The 15,650-nt window shown below is 68.3% G+C and carries 15 protein-coding genes; 5 read left to right on the top strand and 10 right to left on the bottom strand.

Annotated elements, in window-relative coordinates:
- Positions 1-151 precede the first annotated feature (151 nt).
- From NMLP_RS02840 to NMLP_RS02830, 3 genes are all read right to left on the bottom strand, one after another.
- Positions 152-586, bottom strand: a complete 435-nt coding sequence (locus tag NMLP_RS02840; RefSeq protein ID WP_049926053.1) for an MPN domain-containing protein — start codon at positions 584-586, stop codon at positions 152-154.
- A 65-nt stretch (positions 587-651) separates the two neighbouring features.
- Positions 652-1,098 carry a thioesterase family protein gene (locus NMLP_RS02835; protein WP_015408619.1) on the bottom strand — a complete coding sequence of 149 codons (447 nt, stop codon included), beginning with the start codon at positions 1,096-1,098 and terminating at the stop codon, positions 652-654.
- 102 nt (positions 1,099-1,200) lie between these two features.
- The gene (locus NMLP_RS02830) at positions 1,201-2,490 is read right to left on the bottom strand and encodes a hypothetical protein (protein WP_015408618.1); all 1,290 of its coding nucleotides are present in this window, start codon (positions 2,488-2,490) and stop codon (positions 1,201-1,203) included.
- Between the two features lie 118 nt (positions 2,491-2,608).
- Between NMLP_RS02830 and NMLP_RS02825 the strand changes: the two genes are divergently transcribed.
- The 4 genes from NMLP_RS02825 (at position 2,609) to NMLP_RS02810 (ending at position 6,785) form a co-directional block, all read left to right on the top strand.
- Positions 2,609-3,907 (top strand): amidohydrolase, encoded by a 1,299-nt coding sequence (locus NMLP_RS02825; protein WP_015408617.1) that lies wholly within the window; start codon positions 2,609-2,611, stop codon positions 3,905-3,907.
- Between the two features lie 126 nt (positions 3,908-4,033).
- Entirely contained in the window at positions 4,034-4,993 is a 960-nt protein-coding gene (locus NMLP_RS02820; RefSeq protein WP_015408616.1) for a hypothetical protein, read from the top strand.
- 82 nt (positions 4,994-5,075) lie between these two features.
- Positions 5,076-6,356, top strand: a complete 1,281-nt coding sequence (locus NMLP_RS02815; protein ID WP_015408615.1) for an adenosylhomocysteinase — start codon at positions 5,076-5,078, stop codon at positions 6,354-6,356.
- 69 nt (positions 6,357-6,425) lie between these two features.
- Positions 6,426-6,785, top strand: coding sequence for an iron-sulfur cluster biogenesis protein NfuA (locus NMLP_RS02810; RefSeq protein ID WP_015408614.1), 360 nt, complete (start codon positions 6,426-6,428; stop codon positions 6,783-6,785).
- Between the two features lie 144 nt (positions 6,786-6,929).
- On the opposite strand, the gene NMLP_RS02805 is transcribed toward NMLP_RS02810, so the two are convergent.
- The 4 genes from NMLP_RS02805 to NMLP_RS02790 all read right to left on the bottom strand — a co-directional run bounded on the left by NMLP_RS02805 (position 6,930) and on the right by NMLP_RS02790 (position 11,418).
- Positions 6,930-8,609, bottom strand: coding sequence for an aldehyde ferredoxin oxidoreductase family protein (locus NMLP_RS02805; RefSeq protein ID WP_015408613.1), 1,680 nt, complete (start codon positions 8,607-8,609; stop codon positions 6,930-6,932).
- 84 nt (positions 8,610-8,693) lie between these two features.
- Positions 8,694-9,590: a ketopantoate reductase family protein gene (locus NMLP_RS02800; protein ID WP_015408612.1), complete on the bottom strand. Its 897-nt coding sequence runs from the start codon at positions 9,588-9,590 to the stop codon at positions 8,694-8,696.
- A gap of 24 nt (positions 9,591-9,614) precedes the next feature.
- Positions 9,615-10,034 carry a Fe-S cluster assembly sulfur transfer protein SufU gene (gene sufU, locus NMLP_RS02795; RefSeq protein WP_015408611.1) on the bottom strand — a complete coding sequence of 140 codons (420 nt, stop codon included), beginning with the start codon at positions 10,032-10,034 and terminating at the stop codon, positions 9,615-9,617.
- A gap of 142 nt (positions 10,035-10,176) precedes the next feature.
- Entirely contained in the window at positions 10,177-11,418 is a 1,242-nt protein-coding gene (locus NMLP_RS02790; RefSeq protein WP_015408610.1) for an aminotransferase class V-fold PLP-dependent enzyme, read from the bottom strand.
- Positions 11,419-11,535: 117 nt separating this feature from the next.
- On the opposite strand from NMLP_RS02790, the gene NMLP_RS02785 reads away from it, so the two are divergent.
- The gene (locus NMLP_RS02785) at positions 11,536-13,197 is read left to right on the top strand and encodes a GAF domain-containing sensor histidine kinase (RefSeq protein WP_015408609.1); all 1,662 of its coding nucleotides are present in this window, start codon (positions 11,536-11,538) and stop codon (positions 13,195-13,197) included.
- Here NMLP_RS02785 and NMLP_RS02780 read toward each other — a convergent pair.
- From NMLP_RS02780 to NMLP_RS02770, 3 genes are all read right to left on the bottom strand, one after another.
- Complete coding sequence (locus tag NMLP_RS02780; protein ID WP_015408608.1) at positions 13,123-14,193, bottom strand: hypothetical protein; 1,071 nt, start codon at positions 14,191-14,193, stop codon at positions 13,123-13,125. The genes NMLP_RS02785 and NMLP_RS02780 overlap by 75 nt on opposite strands.
- On the bottom strand, positions 14,190-15,182 hold the full coding sequence (locus tag NMLP_RS02775) for a S49 family peptidase (RefSeq protein ID WP_015408607.1): 993 nt from the start codon (positions 15,180-15,182) through the stop codon (positions 14,190-14,192). Before NMLP_RS02775 ends, NMLP_RS02780 begins: the two co-directional genes overlap by 4 nt.
- A 172-nt stretch (positions 15,183-15,354) precedes the next feature.
- Complete coding sequence (locus NMLP_RS02770) at positions 15,355-15,645, bottom strand: DUF424 domain-containing protein (RefSeq protein ID WP_049926656.1); 291 nt, start codon at positions 15,643-15,645, stop codon at positions 15,355-15,357.
- Positions 15,646-15,650: the final 5 nt, after the last annotated feature.

The following is a 15,650-nucleotide window of genomic DNA, read 5'->3' as shown; positions in this document are numbered from 1 at the left end:
CAGAGATGGAAATACATTCACCAATAAAAAGTTCTGGCCTGTATTTGTATATTTACTTGTGTAGCAGGGGTGTACGTACAAAATATCTGTGTCCGTATGGGTGTGTACATACAGTTCATACACTGCGGGGGCCGAACGGACGACGACCCGACTAGAGGCGGGGGAGTCGCGACCGCGACGATCCCGCCTCCACGCGGAGTTCGCGCCACGTGAGCAGGCCGCGCTTGAACCCCCGGTAGCTCAATGCGGCTTCCTGCGGCGCGAAGACGACGAGGGCGAACGGTTCGGGGATGGAGCGCTTGTCGACTGGCGTCAGCCCGGAGATGGATGCGGGGCTCGTATGGGAGTGATAGAAGACGCGCGGCGGCGGCGGCGCGCGGTCGTCGACGGTCGTCTCGAAGCGGCGCTTCGGGATCGGAGAGTCGTTGCGGACCGGCACGTGCCCAGTGGCGCGGAGTCTGTCGCCGCGACGAACGCACCGCAGAAAGCCACCGGCCTCGTGGGGATGAGCGGCGGCGACGTGGCTCTCGACGGACCGACGGATCGGCGAGGGGAGCAAGACAGCGCGAACGGGCCTGGGGACCACGGGGAGACGTCTCGGCGACGCGGTACAATCCTTTCGGCTTCCGGGACGGTGCGTGGGCTCGTCTCTCACCGCGAGGGAATCCGATTCGCGAACGCCGCCCGGCGCACGACCCGGAGGCGGTTGCGGACGTCGCCGACGGACGCCCCCGAATCGGCGAGCGAGAGGTCGCCCGCGACGGTGATCGTCCGGTCAGTTACGTCGGTGACCTCGGTCCGCACCGAGACCGATTCGCCGACCGGGACGGCCCGGCTGTGTGTCACCTCGGCGTCGACGCCGACCACGCCAGTGCTCTCGGGGAGGTGCCCGCGCAGCGACTCCCGGCCGAGGAACTCAACCTCGGCGAGTAGCTGTGGCGTTCCCAACACCCCGATGGATTCGTCCGGATCGGCGTCGGCGGCTGCGGGCAGCCCCGGCGGCTCCGTCTGCTCGCCGAACAGAACCGTCGCGTGTCGCGGCTCGACCCGGAACGTCCGCTCGGCGGTGATCCCCGGTTCCGGCAGTTCCTCGTCCATGCCCGGTCCCACGTCGAGGGCGACAAAAAGCGGGGCGGTCGGCTCGCCGCGTTCGTCTCCACATCGTTTCCGTCAACAGTCTTGAGTGGACCCCCGCCTCGGTCAGCCCCGGTCTGTCGCCCCGCCCGCCCCGCAGCCCCCGTTTTTGCTCACTACCACCGGCTCGCGAAGCGCCCACCGGTCCGTCGTCGGATCGAGTCGGGTCGGCTCGGCGCCGCGTTCAGTCACGACCCCCGCGTGATACAACATCGCCTTCAACTGGAAGACGGTCGGGGCGTGGTAGACGTCGCCGTCTTCGAGCGCGTCGGTCCGTAGTTCGCCGGATCCCCCGAGTACACGCCCGCGTGCGTCGCCCGTCCCCCGCACGAACAACTCGATCGCGAACGTCGAGTGCTGGACGAAGAGCCACTCGACGAGTTCGACGAGCGAGGGCGATTCGATTCCCTCGTCGAACATCGCCTGGAGCTCCGCGACGAGCAGCCGGGTCGCAGGGTACGTCCAGACGACGCGACGGGCTAAAAGCCCCCACTCGGGCGCGAGTTCATAAAAGCAGCTCCGGGATCGACGGAACTCACCGAGCGCCTCAAGCGCCGCGCCGGTCGACCCGTACCGCGACAGCGAAAAGCGGACGACTTCCTCGCCCAGGGGCGCGAGGTCGGTCCGGTGTGGGCGCTCCTCGATCAACCCGAGCGCGGCCGCGCCGCGACGGGCGTCGCCGACGGCACCGACGACGTGTGACTCCATCGCGGCTCCCGTGTCGCCCGGGTCGGCGAGCGCGATCGGATATCCGAGGTAGTTCTTCGGGTGGTTGAGCCCGAAGGAGTCGTCGGTGACACCCCGGGCACTCGCCTGAAATCGGATCGCCGTCGCGTCGTCGTCGCTTCGATGGCCGACGACGCGTGGCCGTTCGATCGGCTCGACCTGGCCGTCAGCCGCGACGCCCAACACCCCAACGTTGAGTTCGCCCGCGAGCGTCCGCGCGGACGGGGAGATCGATTCCGCGGGAGCCGCGACGTAGGCGACGTTCGCACCGCCGAGGCGGTCGTGGGCCTGAACGATCCCGCGCTCGACGTCGACGGTGCCGTCGTCGGTGTGGCCCTTCGCCTCGACGGCGACGAGCGGCGGTCGGTCGCCGAGACGCTCGACGGCCAGCAGGTCCGCGTCCGGGACCCCGGCCCCGACGAGATCCGGATAGCCGGAGCCGACCCTGACGTGGTTGAACGGCGCGAGCCGCTCGCGAACCGCTTCGGGGATCGGTCGACCGGACAGCCACGCCTCGGCCGCGAACTGAGTGTCACAGACCGCGTAGGTATCCGCCCCGTCGGAGCTGTCGAAGAGGCGTTCCTTCGCGTGGGCCAGCACCGTCGGTTCCGGGAGCGACGCCGTCGCCATGCCGCGACCTCGTCCGGCTCGATCAAGTAGCTTCGGTCGGGCAGATGCAGGGTCCGATCGCCCGACCCGGGGCGGCGCGTCCGAGGGTTTCAACCCGACCGCCACCGAACGTGTCCGTATGAGCGCGCTACAGATCGCCGGCGGGCGGGTGTTGTTCCCCGATATGACGGTCCGGGAGGCGGACGTCCTCGCCGACCGCGAGCGCGGGCGGATCCTCGAAACCGGCGACACCGCACGTGGCGACGAAACGCTCGACGCCGAGGGGTGTCTCGTCGTCCCCGGCCTCGTCAACGCCCACTGCCACGCCGCGATGACGCTGCTTCGTGGGTATGCTGACGACAAGCCCCTCGACGTGTGGCTCCGGGACGACATCTGGCCGGTCGAGGCCGCCCTCGAACCGGAGGACATCGTCGCCGGGGCCCGCCTCGGCGCGGCGGAACTGCTGAAAAACGGCGTGACCGCGCTCGGCGACATGTACTTCGAGGTGCCGGCGGCGGCGGCGGTCCTCGCCGAAGCCGGACTCCGCGCGCGCGTCGGCCACGGAATCGTGACCGTCGGCAAGGACGAAGCCGAGGCGCGAGCGGACTTCGAGGAGGGGCTCTCGGTCGCTCGCGAACTCGACGGCGCGGCGGCGGGTCGGATACGGAGCGCGCTGATGCCGCACTCGTTGACGACCGTCGACGCCGACCTCCTCGAGGAGTACGCCCCACGGGCCCGCGAGGCCGGGGTGCCGCTGCACTACCACGCCAACGAAACCGCGGACGAGGTCAACCCCATCGTCGAGGCGCACGGCGTCCGGCCGCTCGAACACGCCGACGACCTCGGGCTGCTCGAGGCCGGGGATTTCATCGCCCACGGCGTCCACGTCGACGCGGCCGAGATCGAACTGCTCGCCGAGCGCGGCGTCGGCGTCGCCCACTGCCCGGCTTCGAACATGAAACTCGCGAGCGGGATCGCCCCGGTGCAGGCGATGCTCGATGCGGGCGTGACCGTCGGGATCGGCACCGACGGCGCGGCCTCGAACAACGACCTCGACGTCTTCGACGAGTTGCGAGACGCCGCGATGGTCGGCAAACTCGAAGCTGACGACGCGGCGGCGGTCGCCGCACCCGACGTCGTCCGGGCGGCGACGGAGGGCGGGGCGGACGTGCTCGGCTTCGAGGCGGGGCGGATCGAGGCGGGCGCGCTCGCGGACCTCGTCGTCGTCGACCTCGACGAGCCACACCTCACGCCCGTTCACGACCTCCTCAGCCACCTCGCCTACGCCGTCCGGGGGTCGGACGTCCGACACACCGTCGTCGACGGCGAGGTCGTCGTCCGCGACCGGGAGCTGTTGACACTCGACGAGGCGGCGGTGACGCGCGAGGCCGAACGACGCGCGAAGTCGCTGATCGAACGCGCCGAGTCGGACGAATGAACACTCAGAGACAATTATAAACGATATCGCGCGTCCTGCGTTCGGCTCGGACGTCCGGCGAACGGCGTGAACCGACTGAACGAGCGCCCCGGTTTAATCTGGTCCTCGGCGTAGCGCCGGGCGAACATGAAGCGAAACACACGGCTGGTCGCCGTCGCGCTGTCGGCGCTGCTGGCGCTGTCGGTGATCGGACCCGGGCTGGCGGTCGCCGACGCGAAATCGTCGAACGGGAGCCTGGCCGTCGACGCTTCGGTGGACGACGGCGTCCTCGTGACCGTGACCGACAATGGCGAGGGCGTGGCGAACGCCACCGTGAACGTGCTGGTCGACGACAGAGACGCCCCGCTCGACAACCAGACGGCGGATGACGGCAACGAGACGGCGGACGACGGCGACGACCCCGCTTCCGGGGACGCGAGCGTCGATGCCGGGGCCGACGCGTACGCGGGTGCCGGCACGTACATCACCGAGGAAGACGGTACCGTCGAACCCCCGACGCCCGAGGAGCGGCTGAACGTGACGATTCGGGCGACCGTCGGCGACCGGACCGCGACGACGCGGGAGACGCTTCCGGCCGGCTCCGAGAGCGACAGCGGTCCGATAGCCGAGCGCGGGACGGAGCAGCCGTTCGGGTTCCAGGTGGTGGCGTTCGTTCGGGGGCTCTCGAACGTCGACGACGGGACCGTCGGCCAGCGCGTCGCCGAGTTCGCGACCTCGAACAACCCCGGTAACCCGCCGGCACACGCGGGTCCGGGGAACGCGACAGCCGAGGACCGAACCGAGTCGGCGAACGGAACCGAAGCGGACGGGCGAGTCGGACCACCCGCACACGCCGGACCCGGCGGCGACGGCGGACCGCCTGATCACGCCGGTCCCGGAAGCGACGACGGCAGCGAGGACGGCGATGCCGAGAGCGACGGGAGCGACGACGCCGACGAATCCGACGGCAACGACTGGGCTGACGAGCGCGTCGAGGGGGCGGATCGAGACGACGGGGAGGCGTCGACGGGGGGCGGCCCCGGGAACAGCGGCACCGCCCCCGGAAACAGCGACGCCGGTCCGGGGAACGGTCCGCCGGGTCGCTAACCGACGCGGCTCCCTCCGGCCGAACCGGACGCGTCGTCCGCCGTTCGGTAGCGTTTTCCGGCGCTCGCCCCTCACAACAGGTATGAGCCATCCGACGATCACCGACCGACTGGCGGATCCGTCCGGGGCGCGTGAATCCGGCCGGAAGAAGATCGAGTGGGCCCGCCAGCACATGCCGATTATGACCTCGATCGCCGAGACGTTCGGCGAGGAACGTCCGCTCGAGGGCCAGACGGTCGCCATGGCGATGCACGTCGAGGCGAAGACAGCGGTCCTGACGGAGGTCATCGCGGAGGCCGGCGCGGAGGTCGCCATCACCGGCTGTAATCCGCTGTCGACCCACGACGACGTCTCGGCGGCGCTCGACGCCCACGATGCGATCACCTCCTACGCCGAACGGGAGGTTGACGACGAGGCGTACTACGCCGCCATCGAGGCCACGCTGGATCACGGGCCGACGGTCACCGTCGATGACGGCGGCGACCTCGTGATGGCGATCCACGACGAGTACCCCGAGTTGATCGACTCGATCCTCGGAGGCTGTGAGGAGACGACGACGGGCGTCCACCGCCTGCGCGCGATGGACAGCGACGGCGAGTTGCGCTACCCGATGTTCGCCGTCAACGACACGCCGATGAAGCGGCTTTTCGACAACGTCCACGGCACCGGCGAGGCCTCGCTGTCGAACGTCGCGATGACGACGAACCTCTCGTTCGCCGGCAAGACCGTCGTCGTCGCCGGCTACGGCTACTGCGGGAAGGGCGTCGCCAAGAAGGCGAAGGGGCAGAACGCCCACGTGATCGTCACTGAGGTCGAACCCCGCCGCGCCCTGGAAGCCCACATGGAGGGCTACGAGGTCTGCCCGATGGCCGAGGCCGCAGAGAAGGGTGACGTCTTCGTGACGACGACGGGCAACCGCGACGTGATCGTCGGCGAGCACTTCGAGCGGATGGCCGACGGCGTCGTCCTCGCGAACGCCGGCCATTTCAACGTCGAGATCGACCTCGATTCGCTCGACGACCTGGCCGTCGCCCGCCGCGAGGTCCGCGACGGCGTCGAGGAGTTCGAGATGGAGGACGGCCGCCGGATCAACGTCCTCGCGGAGGGGCGTCTGGTCAACCTCGCCTCACCGGTCGCGATGGGCCACCCCGTCGAGGTGATGGACCAGAGCTTCGGCGTCCAGGCGGTCTGCGTCCGGGAGATGGTCGAAAACGCCGATTCGTACGACGCCGGCGTCCACGAGGTCCCGGACGAACTCGACCGGGAGGTCGCCGAGATCAAACTCGACGCCGAGGGAATCGGGATCGACGCGCTGAGCGACGAACAGTCGGCGTACATGAACAGCTGGCAACACGGGACGTGACCTGAGCCGACTCGGCTGGGCCTGCTCCGGAGGCAAATCTTCATACGGCTGCGCTACGTACCGGAGACTATGAGCACTGAGACGGCCGACACCGACGACGAACTCCGCGAGCGAATCAGCAACTTCCTGCGCCGAAACTTCCCGCAGATCCAGATGCACGGCGGCAGCGCGGCGATCCAAGACCTCGACCGCGAGGCCGGTGAGGTGAGGATCATGCTCGGCGGCGCGTGTTCGGGCTGCGGCATCTCCCCGATGACGATCCAGGCCATCAAGAGCCGCATGACCCAAGAGATCCCCGAGATTGATACCGTCCACGCTGATACCGGCATGGACGGCGGCAGCGAGGGCATGTCCGGCGGACAGGTTTCGCCGTCCTTCCCCGGCGAGGGGGGCGGCGACGACGACGAGGGCCCCGAAGCGCCGTTCTGACGTCAGAGCGTTTTTTTTGCGGTTGCGTTTCGTCTCCCGATCAGCCGGCCCGGCGGGGGTCTTCGACCGAGAGGTCGGCTGGCCCGTGTACGATCCAGGGGCCTAGCGGACGCCACGTGAGAAAGCCCGGACTGCGGTGAACGCTCAGGCCGCCGGCTCGGCGGCGTCCTCGGGGAGCGCCTCTTCGGGGACGACGCCGTCGATCCACCCGCGGGCCTCGTAGTACTCCTCGAGGCCGCGCTCGAGGTCGGGGATGTCGTAGGGGAGCGCATCGTCGCCGCGGTCGAACCCCCGGCGGTTGTTGAAGTGCCGTTCGAGGGTGACGGTTCGCGCGCCGACCGCGAGCAGGTCCTCGAAGTCGGCCCCGAACAGCATTTCGTAGCGCTCGGGCGTCATGTAATCCCGGGAGAACTTACAGACGACGCCGCTGTCGTTCAGCGCCATCAGGTTCTCGCGTTCGACGAGGCGTTCGGCCTTGCCGGCCATCCCGGCCGGGTCCATCGCCTCCGCGGCGTCGACGAGAGGGTACTCGACCGAATAAAACGTCGCGTACATGTGGTCCGCGCCGCGGTTCGCGACCGCATACGACAGTGCTTGGCCGTGGAGAAGCCGCCCCTCGTGGGCCGCGAAGTCCAGTCCCTTCACCGTCCAGTCGTCGACGCCCAACTCCCCGTGAACCCGGTGGATGCCCCCCGCGAGGGTGTCGCCGATCCCCTCGCGACGGGCGATCTTTTCGACGAGTTCGTGAATCAGTTCGGTGTCGCCGAACGCCTCCTCGCTTTCGAGGTAGGCGGCGATCGTGTTTCCCGTCGAGATCGCATCGAGACCGTAACGGTCACACAGTTCGTTCGAGATCATCACGTCGACGATGTCGTCGACACCGGCGTTGGAACCGAACGCCATCGCGACCTCGAATTCGGGACCTTCGGTCTCGACGCCGCGGGCCTCGTCGCGGGTCGGTAGCTTACAGGCGAACGCACACGCTGAGCAGGTTCCTTTTTTATACTTCTTTTCTTCGACGGCCTCGCCGTCGATCCCGTCGGCTCCCTCGAAGGACCGCTCAGAGAAATAATACGACGGCAGGCCGTCCATCTCGTTGGCCAACGACAGCACCGAGACGGTCCCCTGTCGTTTCATGATGTGGTCGTCGGTGGCGGCCTCGCGGTGGATCTCGTCGGCCGTCCCCGGAAGCTCGAGGTCGGGCCGGGAGTCGCCGCCGACGGTGAGTGCCTTGACGTTCTTCGAGCCGAGGACTGCGCCGAGACCGCCCCGGCCGAACGCGCGCTCCTCGGTCGTCATGATCGAGGCGAAGCGGACCTCGTTCTCGCCAGCGGGGCCGACGATCGCCGTCCGGTCGCTCCCGATGCCGTGTTCGTCGTCGAGATAGGCGGCTGTCTCGGGGACGGGCGCGCCCTCGAGGCCGGGGACCGCCTCGAAGGTGACGCCCTCGTCGGTGACGTGGACGACGGTGAGTTCGTCGGCCGCCCCGACGAACTCGATCGCGCTGTAGCCCGTATCGGCGACGTGTCTCGAGAGGAAGCCGCCGGCGTTCGACGAGCAGAGGCCGTCCGTCAGCGGCGAGACCGCCGTACAGTTCGTCCGGCCGGTGAAACTCATCGTCGAGACCTGCATCGGTCCCGTGGTGAACACGAGGCGGTTCTCGGGACCGAGAGGGTCGGCGTCGAACGGGGTGCGGTCGTGGGCCAGTTTCGTCGCGAGGCCGCGGCCACCGATGTACCGGCGTGCGGCGTCCTCGATATCCGTCTCGACGGTCGTCGAGTCGTCCAGCTCGACGGTCAAGAGTGGCCCAGTGGCGTGGAGCATACCGATGGATCGTCGCCCAGCGAATTAAGCGTGGTCACCGAACGCCCGGGCGACGGCCGAGGCACGCACGCCTCCAGACGCCCGCTACCGGAGGCCCTGTCCGGCCTCCCAGGCGCGGAGAAGCCGGGCGAACGTCCGGTTGACGGGTGCGTCGACGCCGAGTTCGTCGGCCCGGCCTACGACGTAGCCGTTGATCGCGTCGACCTCCGTGCGACGGCCGGCGAGGAGATCTTGGTGCATCGAGGAGGTGTTCGCCGCCGTGTCGGCGGCGACCGACTCCAGCGCCCGCTCGGCCGCCCGATCGGACAGGTCGATCCCCTCGGCGCGGGCGACCGCGGCCGCCTCCCGTGCGGCGGCCCCTGCGAGCGCCCCGGCGTCGCCCCCGATGACGGCCCCGTTTTCGAGGCGCGCGAGGGCGGTCGTCGCGTTGATACCGGCGTTGACGGCCAGTTTCTCGACGAGTCGGGCCGGCATGTCGTCGACGACCGCCGTGGCGACCGACGCCGCCTCGAAGACCTGCCCGACGCGCTCGACGAGGGCGCTCGTACCGCCCTCCGGCGGCCCGATCGTGAGCTCGCCGATCCCGGTACAGCGGACCGTTCCGGGCTCGGGTCGGACGGCGCCGTACGTGCAGGTGCCGGCGAGGACGGGACACTCGAGTCGGTCGGCGAGAACCGCCTCGTTGCCCATCCCGTTTTGAACGGACAGACAGGCGTCGAGCGCGCAGTCGGCGAGCGCGGTGGCGGCCGCCCCGGTGTCGAAGGACTTCACGCAGACGACGGCCAACTCGGCCGATTCGGGGGCGTCGAGGCGGGCCGTCGGGCGGACTGTCGCCTCGGCGTCACCCGTGATGTGGAGACCGCCCTCGTCGATGGCGCGCATATGCGGGTCCCGGCCGACGAGAGTCACTTCGTGCTCGCGGGCGAGGAGGCCGCCGAGGAGGCTACCGAGGCTGCCGGCGCCGAAGACGAGGACGTCCATGCGGTCAATTCGAGCCGGGAGGCGCTACTCGGTCTGGGTCTTTTCGATGTCGATCTCCTCGCCGTTGTGGAGTGCAATACCGTCTTGGGCCACCTTCTCCGCGAGAACGGCGCATTTGATCCGCATCGGGCTGAGTTCGACGCCGAGCATCTCGACGACGTCGTCTCTGTCCATCTCTTCGACGGTGTCAAGTGACTTTCCCTGCAACTCCCCCGAGAGCATACTCGCGGAAGCCTGGCTGATCGCACATCCGTCACCGACGAAGCGCACGCGTTCGATCGTGTCACCGTCGTCCTCGAGCTGTACGAACATCTTGATCGTGTCGCCACACATCGGGTTCTCGCCGACGTGTTCGATGTCGGGATCCTCGAGTTCCCCGTAGTTGCGGGGGTTCTTGTAGTGATCGAGGATCTGCTGCCGGTACATATCGGATCCGAGTCCCATCGTTATCGTTGAAAACGGGTGTGAAACGCAAAAGCCCACCGGTCGCCGGGGTATTTATATATCGATCAGACGGCGAACCTATCCGATCGCCGGGGTATTTATATGTCGATCAGACGGCGAACCTATCCGATCGCCGGGGTATTTACGCGAACAACTGCCTGGCGTCGTCGACCGCCTCGACGAGTCTGTCGACCTCCGCTCTCGTGTTGTATATATAAAAGGAGGCCCGCGCCGACGCGGTTGCGCCGAGCACGTCGTGGAGCGGTTGGGTGCAGTGGTCGCCGGCTCGGACCGCCACCGCGCTGTCGTTGAGGATGCTCGAGAGGTCGTGGGCGTGGACGCCCTCGAGGTTGAACGCGACCAACCCGCCGCGGTCGTCACCGGGGGGGCCATACACCTCGACGTCGTCGTGTTCGCGCAGTCTATCGTAGGCGTAGGCGGCGAGCTCGGCCTCGTGGCGTTCGATCCGTTCCATACCGATGTCGTCGAGATAATCACAGGCCGAAGCGAGGGCGATCCCCTGACAGATGACGGGCGTGCCGGCCTCGTACTTCCAGGGCAACTCGTTCCACGTCGAGTCCTCGAAGTCGACTTTCAGGATCATCTCCCCGCCGTAGAGGTACGGCTCCATCCCCTCCAGGATGTGACGCTTCCCGTAGAGGACGCCGATCCCGGTCGGCCCGGCCATTTTGTGCCCCGAGAAGGCGAGAAAGTCCGCGTCGATCGCCTCGACGTCGACGGGCCGGTTCGGAACCGACTGGGCCCCGTCGACGAAGATGTACGCGCCGTGGTCGTGGGCGACGTCGGCGAGCTCGGAGACGGGGTTGATCGTCCCCAGCGTGTTCGAGACGTGGACGACTGACACCATCTTCGTGTCGTCGGTGATCAACTCGTCGGCCGCCTCCATGTCGAGGCGCCCCTCGTCGGTGATGGGGATGTACTTACATTCCGCGCCCGTCCGTTTCGCGATCTGTTGCCAGGTGACGAGGGAGGCGTGATGCTCCATCTCGGTCAACACGACCTCGTCGCCGGGGCCGAGTTCGTTGAGGCCCCACGCGTAGGCGACGAGGTTCATCGATTCGGTGGTGTTCTTCGTGAAGACGATCTCCTCGCGGCCACCCGAGGCACCGATGAACTCGGCGACGCGGTCGTGGGCCTCCTCGTAGGCGATCGAGGCCTCCTGGCTCAGTTGATGGATGCCGCGGTGGACGTTTGCGTTGTACGTCCGGTAGTAGTCGGTGATCGTCTCGACGACCGGCTCCGGGGTGTGGGTCGTGGCCGCGTTGTCGAGATAGACGAGCTGGGTACCGTCGAACTCCCGTTCGAGGATCGGGAAGTCCTCTCGAATCCGCTCGACATTGAGCGTCTCGGCCTGTTTACTCATCACTTACCTTTGGGATCGAAGGCGTGTTACTCCTTCGGTCGGGGCGAGGTTCGGCGACCGCGTTTTCGCGGCGACGATCCGCCATTATTTATATAATTTGTGGCTAAAAACAGGGTAATGGACGCCACGGACGAGCGAGTGTCGGTCCCGAGGCCGATCGGGGCAGCCGCGATGAGCGCGCTGGGTCTCGCGCTCGCAGCGGTCCATCTCAACCACATCATAACGGGCGAGCTTCCGCTCTCGGAGATGCTCTTCGGCGGCGTGTTCCCGCTGTTTCTCGCGGCGGCGCTCGCAGCCGGTGGGCCGCTGCTTTACCGGAGCCGACTCGACGCGGCCGCGATCACCACGACGGTCGCGTGGGGCTATATCGGCGGAGTGGCGCTGGCCTGTGTCTCGCTGCTCGTCGTGGCCCACCAACTGGCCAAGGGCGATCCCCTCCACGGATCGGGATACGTCGTCGCTGTCACCGCCACCGGCGGCTCACTCGTCGGGGCTGTCACCGGTCGTTACGACGCGTTGAACCGACAGAAGGCCGACTACATCAGCTCGCTTCAGGAGGCGACCGCGGCGCTTTCCGGGGCGACGACCGTCGATGAGGTCTGTTCGCGCGCGGTGGAGATCGCCAACGATGTGTTGGAGATCCCGCTGACGGGCATCTGGCTCTACGACGAGGACGCCGAGGCGCTCCGGCCGGCCACGGTCGCCGACCCCGCGGCCGACGCCTTCGAGACGCCGCCGACGTATCGTCCGGGGAACAGCCTCTCGTGGGCCGCCTTCGAATCCGGCGAAATCAAGCGCTATGACGACCTCTCGGCGCACGAGTCCCGCCACAACCCGGACACAATCGTCTGTTCGGAGATCGTCGTCCCGCTCGGCGACGTCGGAGTAATGAACTTCGGCTCGACCGAGCCGAGCCGTTTCGACGACCTCGAGGAGACGGTCGCCGGGTTGCTCGGGACGGCTACCGAGGCCGCGCTGGTCCGGGCCGACCGCGAGCAGACGCTCCGAACGCAGCGGCGGCGACTCGAAAGACAGAACGAACGCCTCGGGGAGTTCACCTCCGTCGTCAGCCACGACCTCCGGAATCCGCTGTCGGTCGCGAAGGGCCGGATCGAACTCGCCCGCGAGGATGGCGACGAAGCGCACCTGCAGGCGGCGACCGACGCGCTCGACGATATGGAGTCGCTCATCGACGACCTCCTCGATCTCGCAAAACAGGGCCGGGATGTCGGCGAAACCGAGCCAGTCTCGCTGGCCGCAGTCGCCGAGGATGCCTGGAAAAACATCGAGGTCGAAGGGGCGACGCTCACGATGGTGGATCTCACGCTCGAGGCCGACGCCGACCGGCTGCGACAGCTCCTGGAGAACTTGCTGCGAAACGCCGTCGTACACGCCGCTCCCGACCCGGAGATCCGGGTCGGTCCGCTCCCCGACGAGGGCTTTTTCGTCGAGGACGACGGCCCCGGCGTCCCGGAGGCCGACCGCGAGCGGGTCTTCGAGGTCGGCTACACCGACCACGACGACGGGACCGGCTTCGGTCTCCCGATCGTCAGGCGGATCGCCGACGCCCACGGCTGGTCGGTGCGACTCGCCGAGGGCTCCGCGGGCGGTGTGCGTTTCGAGTTCCGATTCGGCGGGGACCGAGACGAAAGCGGGGACCGACCCGACCGACAACGGGGCGGGTCGCGGGGGTTCGGCGCGGCGTCAGGTCGCCGCGTCGGTTCCGTCGGCAGGCGTCTCGGGCGGCTCCCCGACGACGGGACCGCCGGCTGGCGGTGAACCGCCAGCCGGACCGCCGACGGGGAACGTCCCCGGCGCCGCGCCGGCCGCGCCCGAGGCCACTAGTTCGTCTGCAAGGTTACCGATCAACACGTCGTTGTCGGCCCGTTGGGCGTTCTCCGGCGAGAGGAAGTCGGCGTCGCCGATCTTGATCACGCCGCCGTCCCTGACGACGAGCGGCGCGTCGGTCGGCGCGCGCGTCGTCGAGAGCTGGGTCCCCTCGATCGGGCGGAACGCCTCGGTGCCGGCGGCGGCACCGACCGGCGTCGCCGACGGGAAGACCACCCGGTCGACGCCGTCGGTGAGGCCCGACTCGCCGGCCGGTTCGGCGTAGACGCGCTGGTAGTTCAGATCGTTCTCGGCCAGGTTGTAGACGTACCCCGGCTGGGTCGAGACGCCGAGGGTCGAATCGAACGCGGCGGCACCCGGCTGGTCGAACGCCTCGTCGGGATCGGTCATCGAGACGACCGTGCCACCGTCGTCGACGAAGGACTCGATGGCCTCGCGCTCGGCCTCGGAGTACTCCGAATCGAACGTGACGAAGGCGTCCGCTTCCTCGAGTTCGGTGCCGAGTTGCGTCTCGCCGCCGTTCTGTCCGGACGGGCCGGGGCGGGTGGCACCGCCGGCCGACGGCGCGTGGACGCGGACCTCGTGGCCGTTCTCGATCAAAACGTTCGCGAGCGGACGGATGTCTCGATCGGCGACCCCGGGGCTACCGAGACCGAGCAGCGCAAGCGGGTTGGCCGGCGCGGCACCGGTAGCCTCGACACCGGGATCGACGAGGACGGTCCGTGACGGCTGGTTGCTCGACATCGTCACGTCGGCCTCGCCGGGCGTGTCGTCGTGGACCAGATCCTCGTCGGTGTAGTGGTCGTTCTCGATCTCGGGGGCCGGCGCGGCCCCGTCGGCGGAGATGAAGCCGACGAGCGTCGCGCCGACGACCATCACCGCGAGCGTCGCCACGAAGGCGACCGCGAGCCGTTCTGTGTGGTTCACGAACGCTCACCCCCTCGGGCCGCGGCGATGTCGTCCGTCGCGTTCGCGCCACCGGCCCCGGCGTTTGCGGTCCCCTCGACGGGGAGGGAGTCCTCCGAGAAGCGCTCGATCGTGTCGACGTGGGGGACCGACTCCCAGTGGACGTAGGCGATACCCATCGGCTCGACGTCGGCGTAGCCGGGGTCGTTCGAGTGGATCGCAACGACCTGTCGGTCGGTCCGAACGAGGAAGGGGAGCCCGCCGTCGGGACCGGTTTCGCGCGTGTCGACGCTGTAGTTGCTTATTCCGGCCCGCGTGGCGGCCTCGTGGATCGCTTCGTTGAGCGAGCCGATCTCGTCGGCGAAGCCGTTCTGCACCGCCTTGGTGCCGAGATAGACGTCCGCGTGGGCGACCTCCTCGCGGGAGAGCTCGAACCGGTCGCCGCGCTCGGCCATCATCGCGTTGATGAACGTGTCCGCGAGCGTCTGCTGTCGGGCCCACCCCTGGATCTCGTTGCCGCCGGCCTTGTCGGGACCGCTCGGACCCTGTACCGGTGGGGTCGTCCGCGGAGCCGGGGCGTTCAGCCCGATAGAGCCGACCGTCGAGGTCGGCAACACGTAGATGTCGTCGGCGGGGGCCATCGCGTAGTAGCCCCCGGAGGCGCTGATCGCCTGGACACTCGCGATCACCGGCATCTGTTGGCTCGTTCGCTGGACGGCCTTGTACATCCGCTCGGAGGCGACCGGCGCACCGCCGCCGGTGTCCATCTTGAGCACGACGGCTTCGACGGAGCCGTTGTTGCGTACCTCCGCGAGTTCGTTCTCGACGTCGTCCGCGAGGGCGGTGTTGACCGGCCCCTCGATTTCGACGACGGCGACCGTGCCGCTGGGTTCGTTCGCGTTCGCGTAAACGATCGGAGCGAACACGGCTCCGATCAACGCGGCAGCGACCACGACCACGACGAGTTGTCGCCGCGGCGTGAGAGGGCTGTCGAATCGGTTGGAAGACATTCCGGATTCGGCTATGGGTCACAGCCCTTAATAACAGGGGGATCGCGGAGGCTCGGGCCGGCCGGCATCGGGGTCGGACGCTCCCGGTTCGGTCCCGGCGGTCGAGGGTGAGACCGGGGTCGGACGCTCCCGATTCGGTCCCGACGGTCGAGGGTGAGACCGGGGCCGAACGTCACATCCGGAGGTACTGCGCGTGCAGGGTCCCCTCGAGTTCGAGGACGTTCGCCTCGTCGACGAAGCCCGCCTCGATCGCCGCCCCCACGGTCTCGGTGCCGACGAGGTTCGCGACCGACGCCGACGCGAGGCTCGCTGCGACCTCCGACTCCGTCGCCGCCTCGCCGTCGTAGAACTCCGGATCGACCGTCAACGAGAGCGAGCCGTCCTCGAACGTCTCACCCAGGATGTCGGCGTCACAGACGGAGACTAACAGCCCCTCCGGAGTCGAACGTTCGCAGAGGAGCATCGCCG

Source organism: Natronomonas moolapensis 8.8.11 (assembly GCF_000591055.1).
In the GTDB taxonomy this organism is placed as follows: Archaea; Halobacteriota; Halobacteria; order Halobacteriales; family Haloarculaceae; genus Natronomonas; species Natronomonas moolapensis.
The sequence above is the reverse complement of the archived record's forward strand: the minus strand, read 5'-3'. Positions and strand labels throughout refer to the sequence as shown.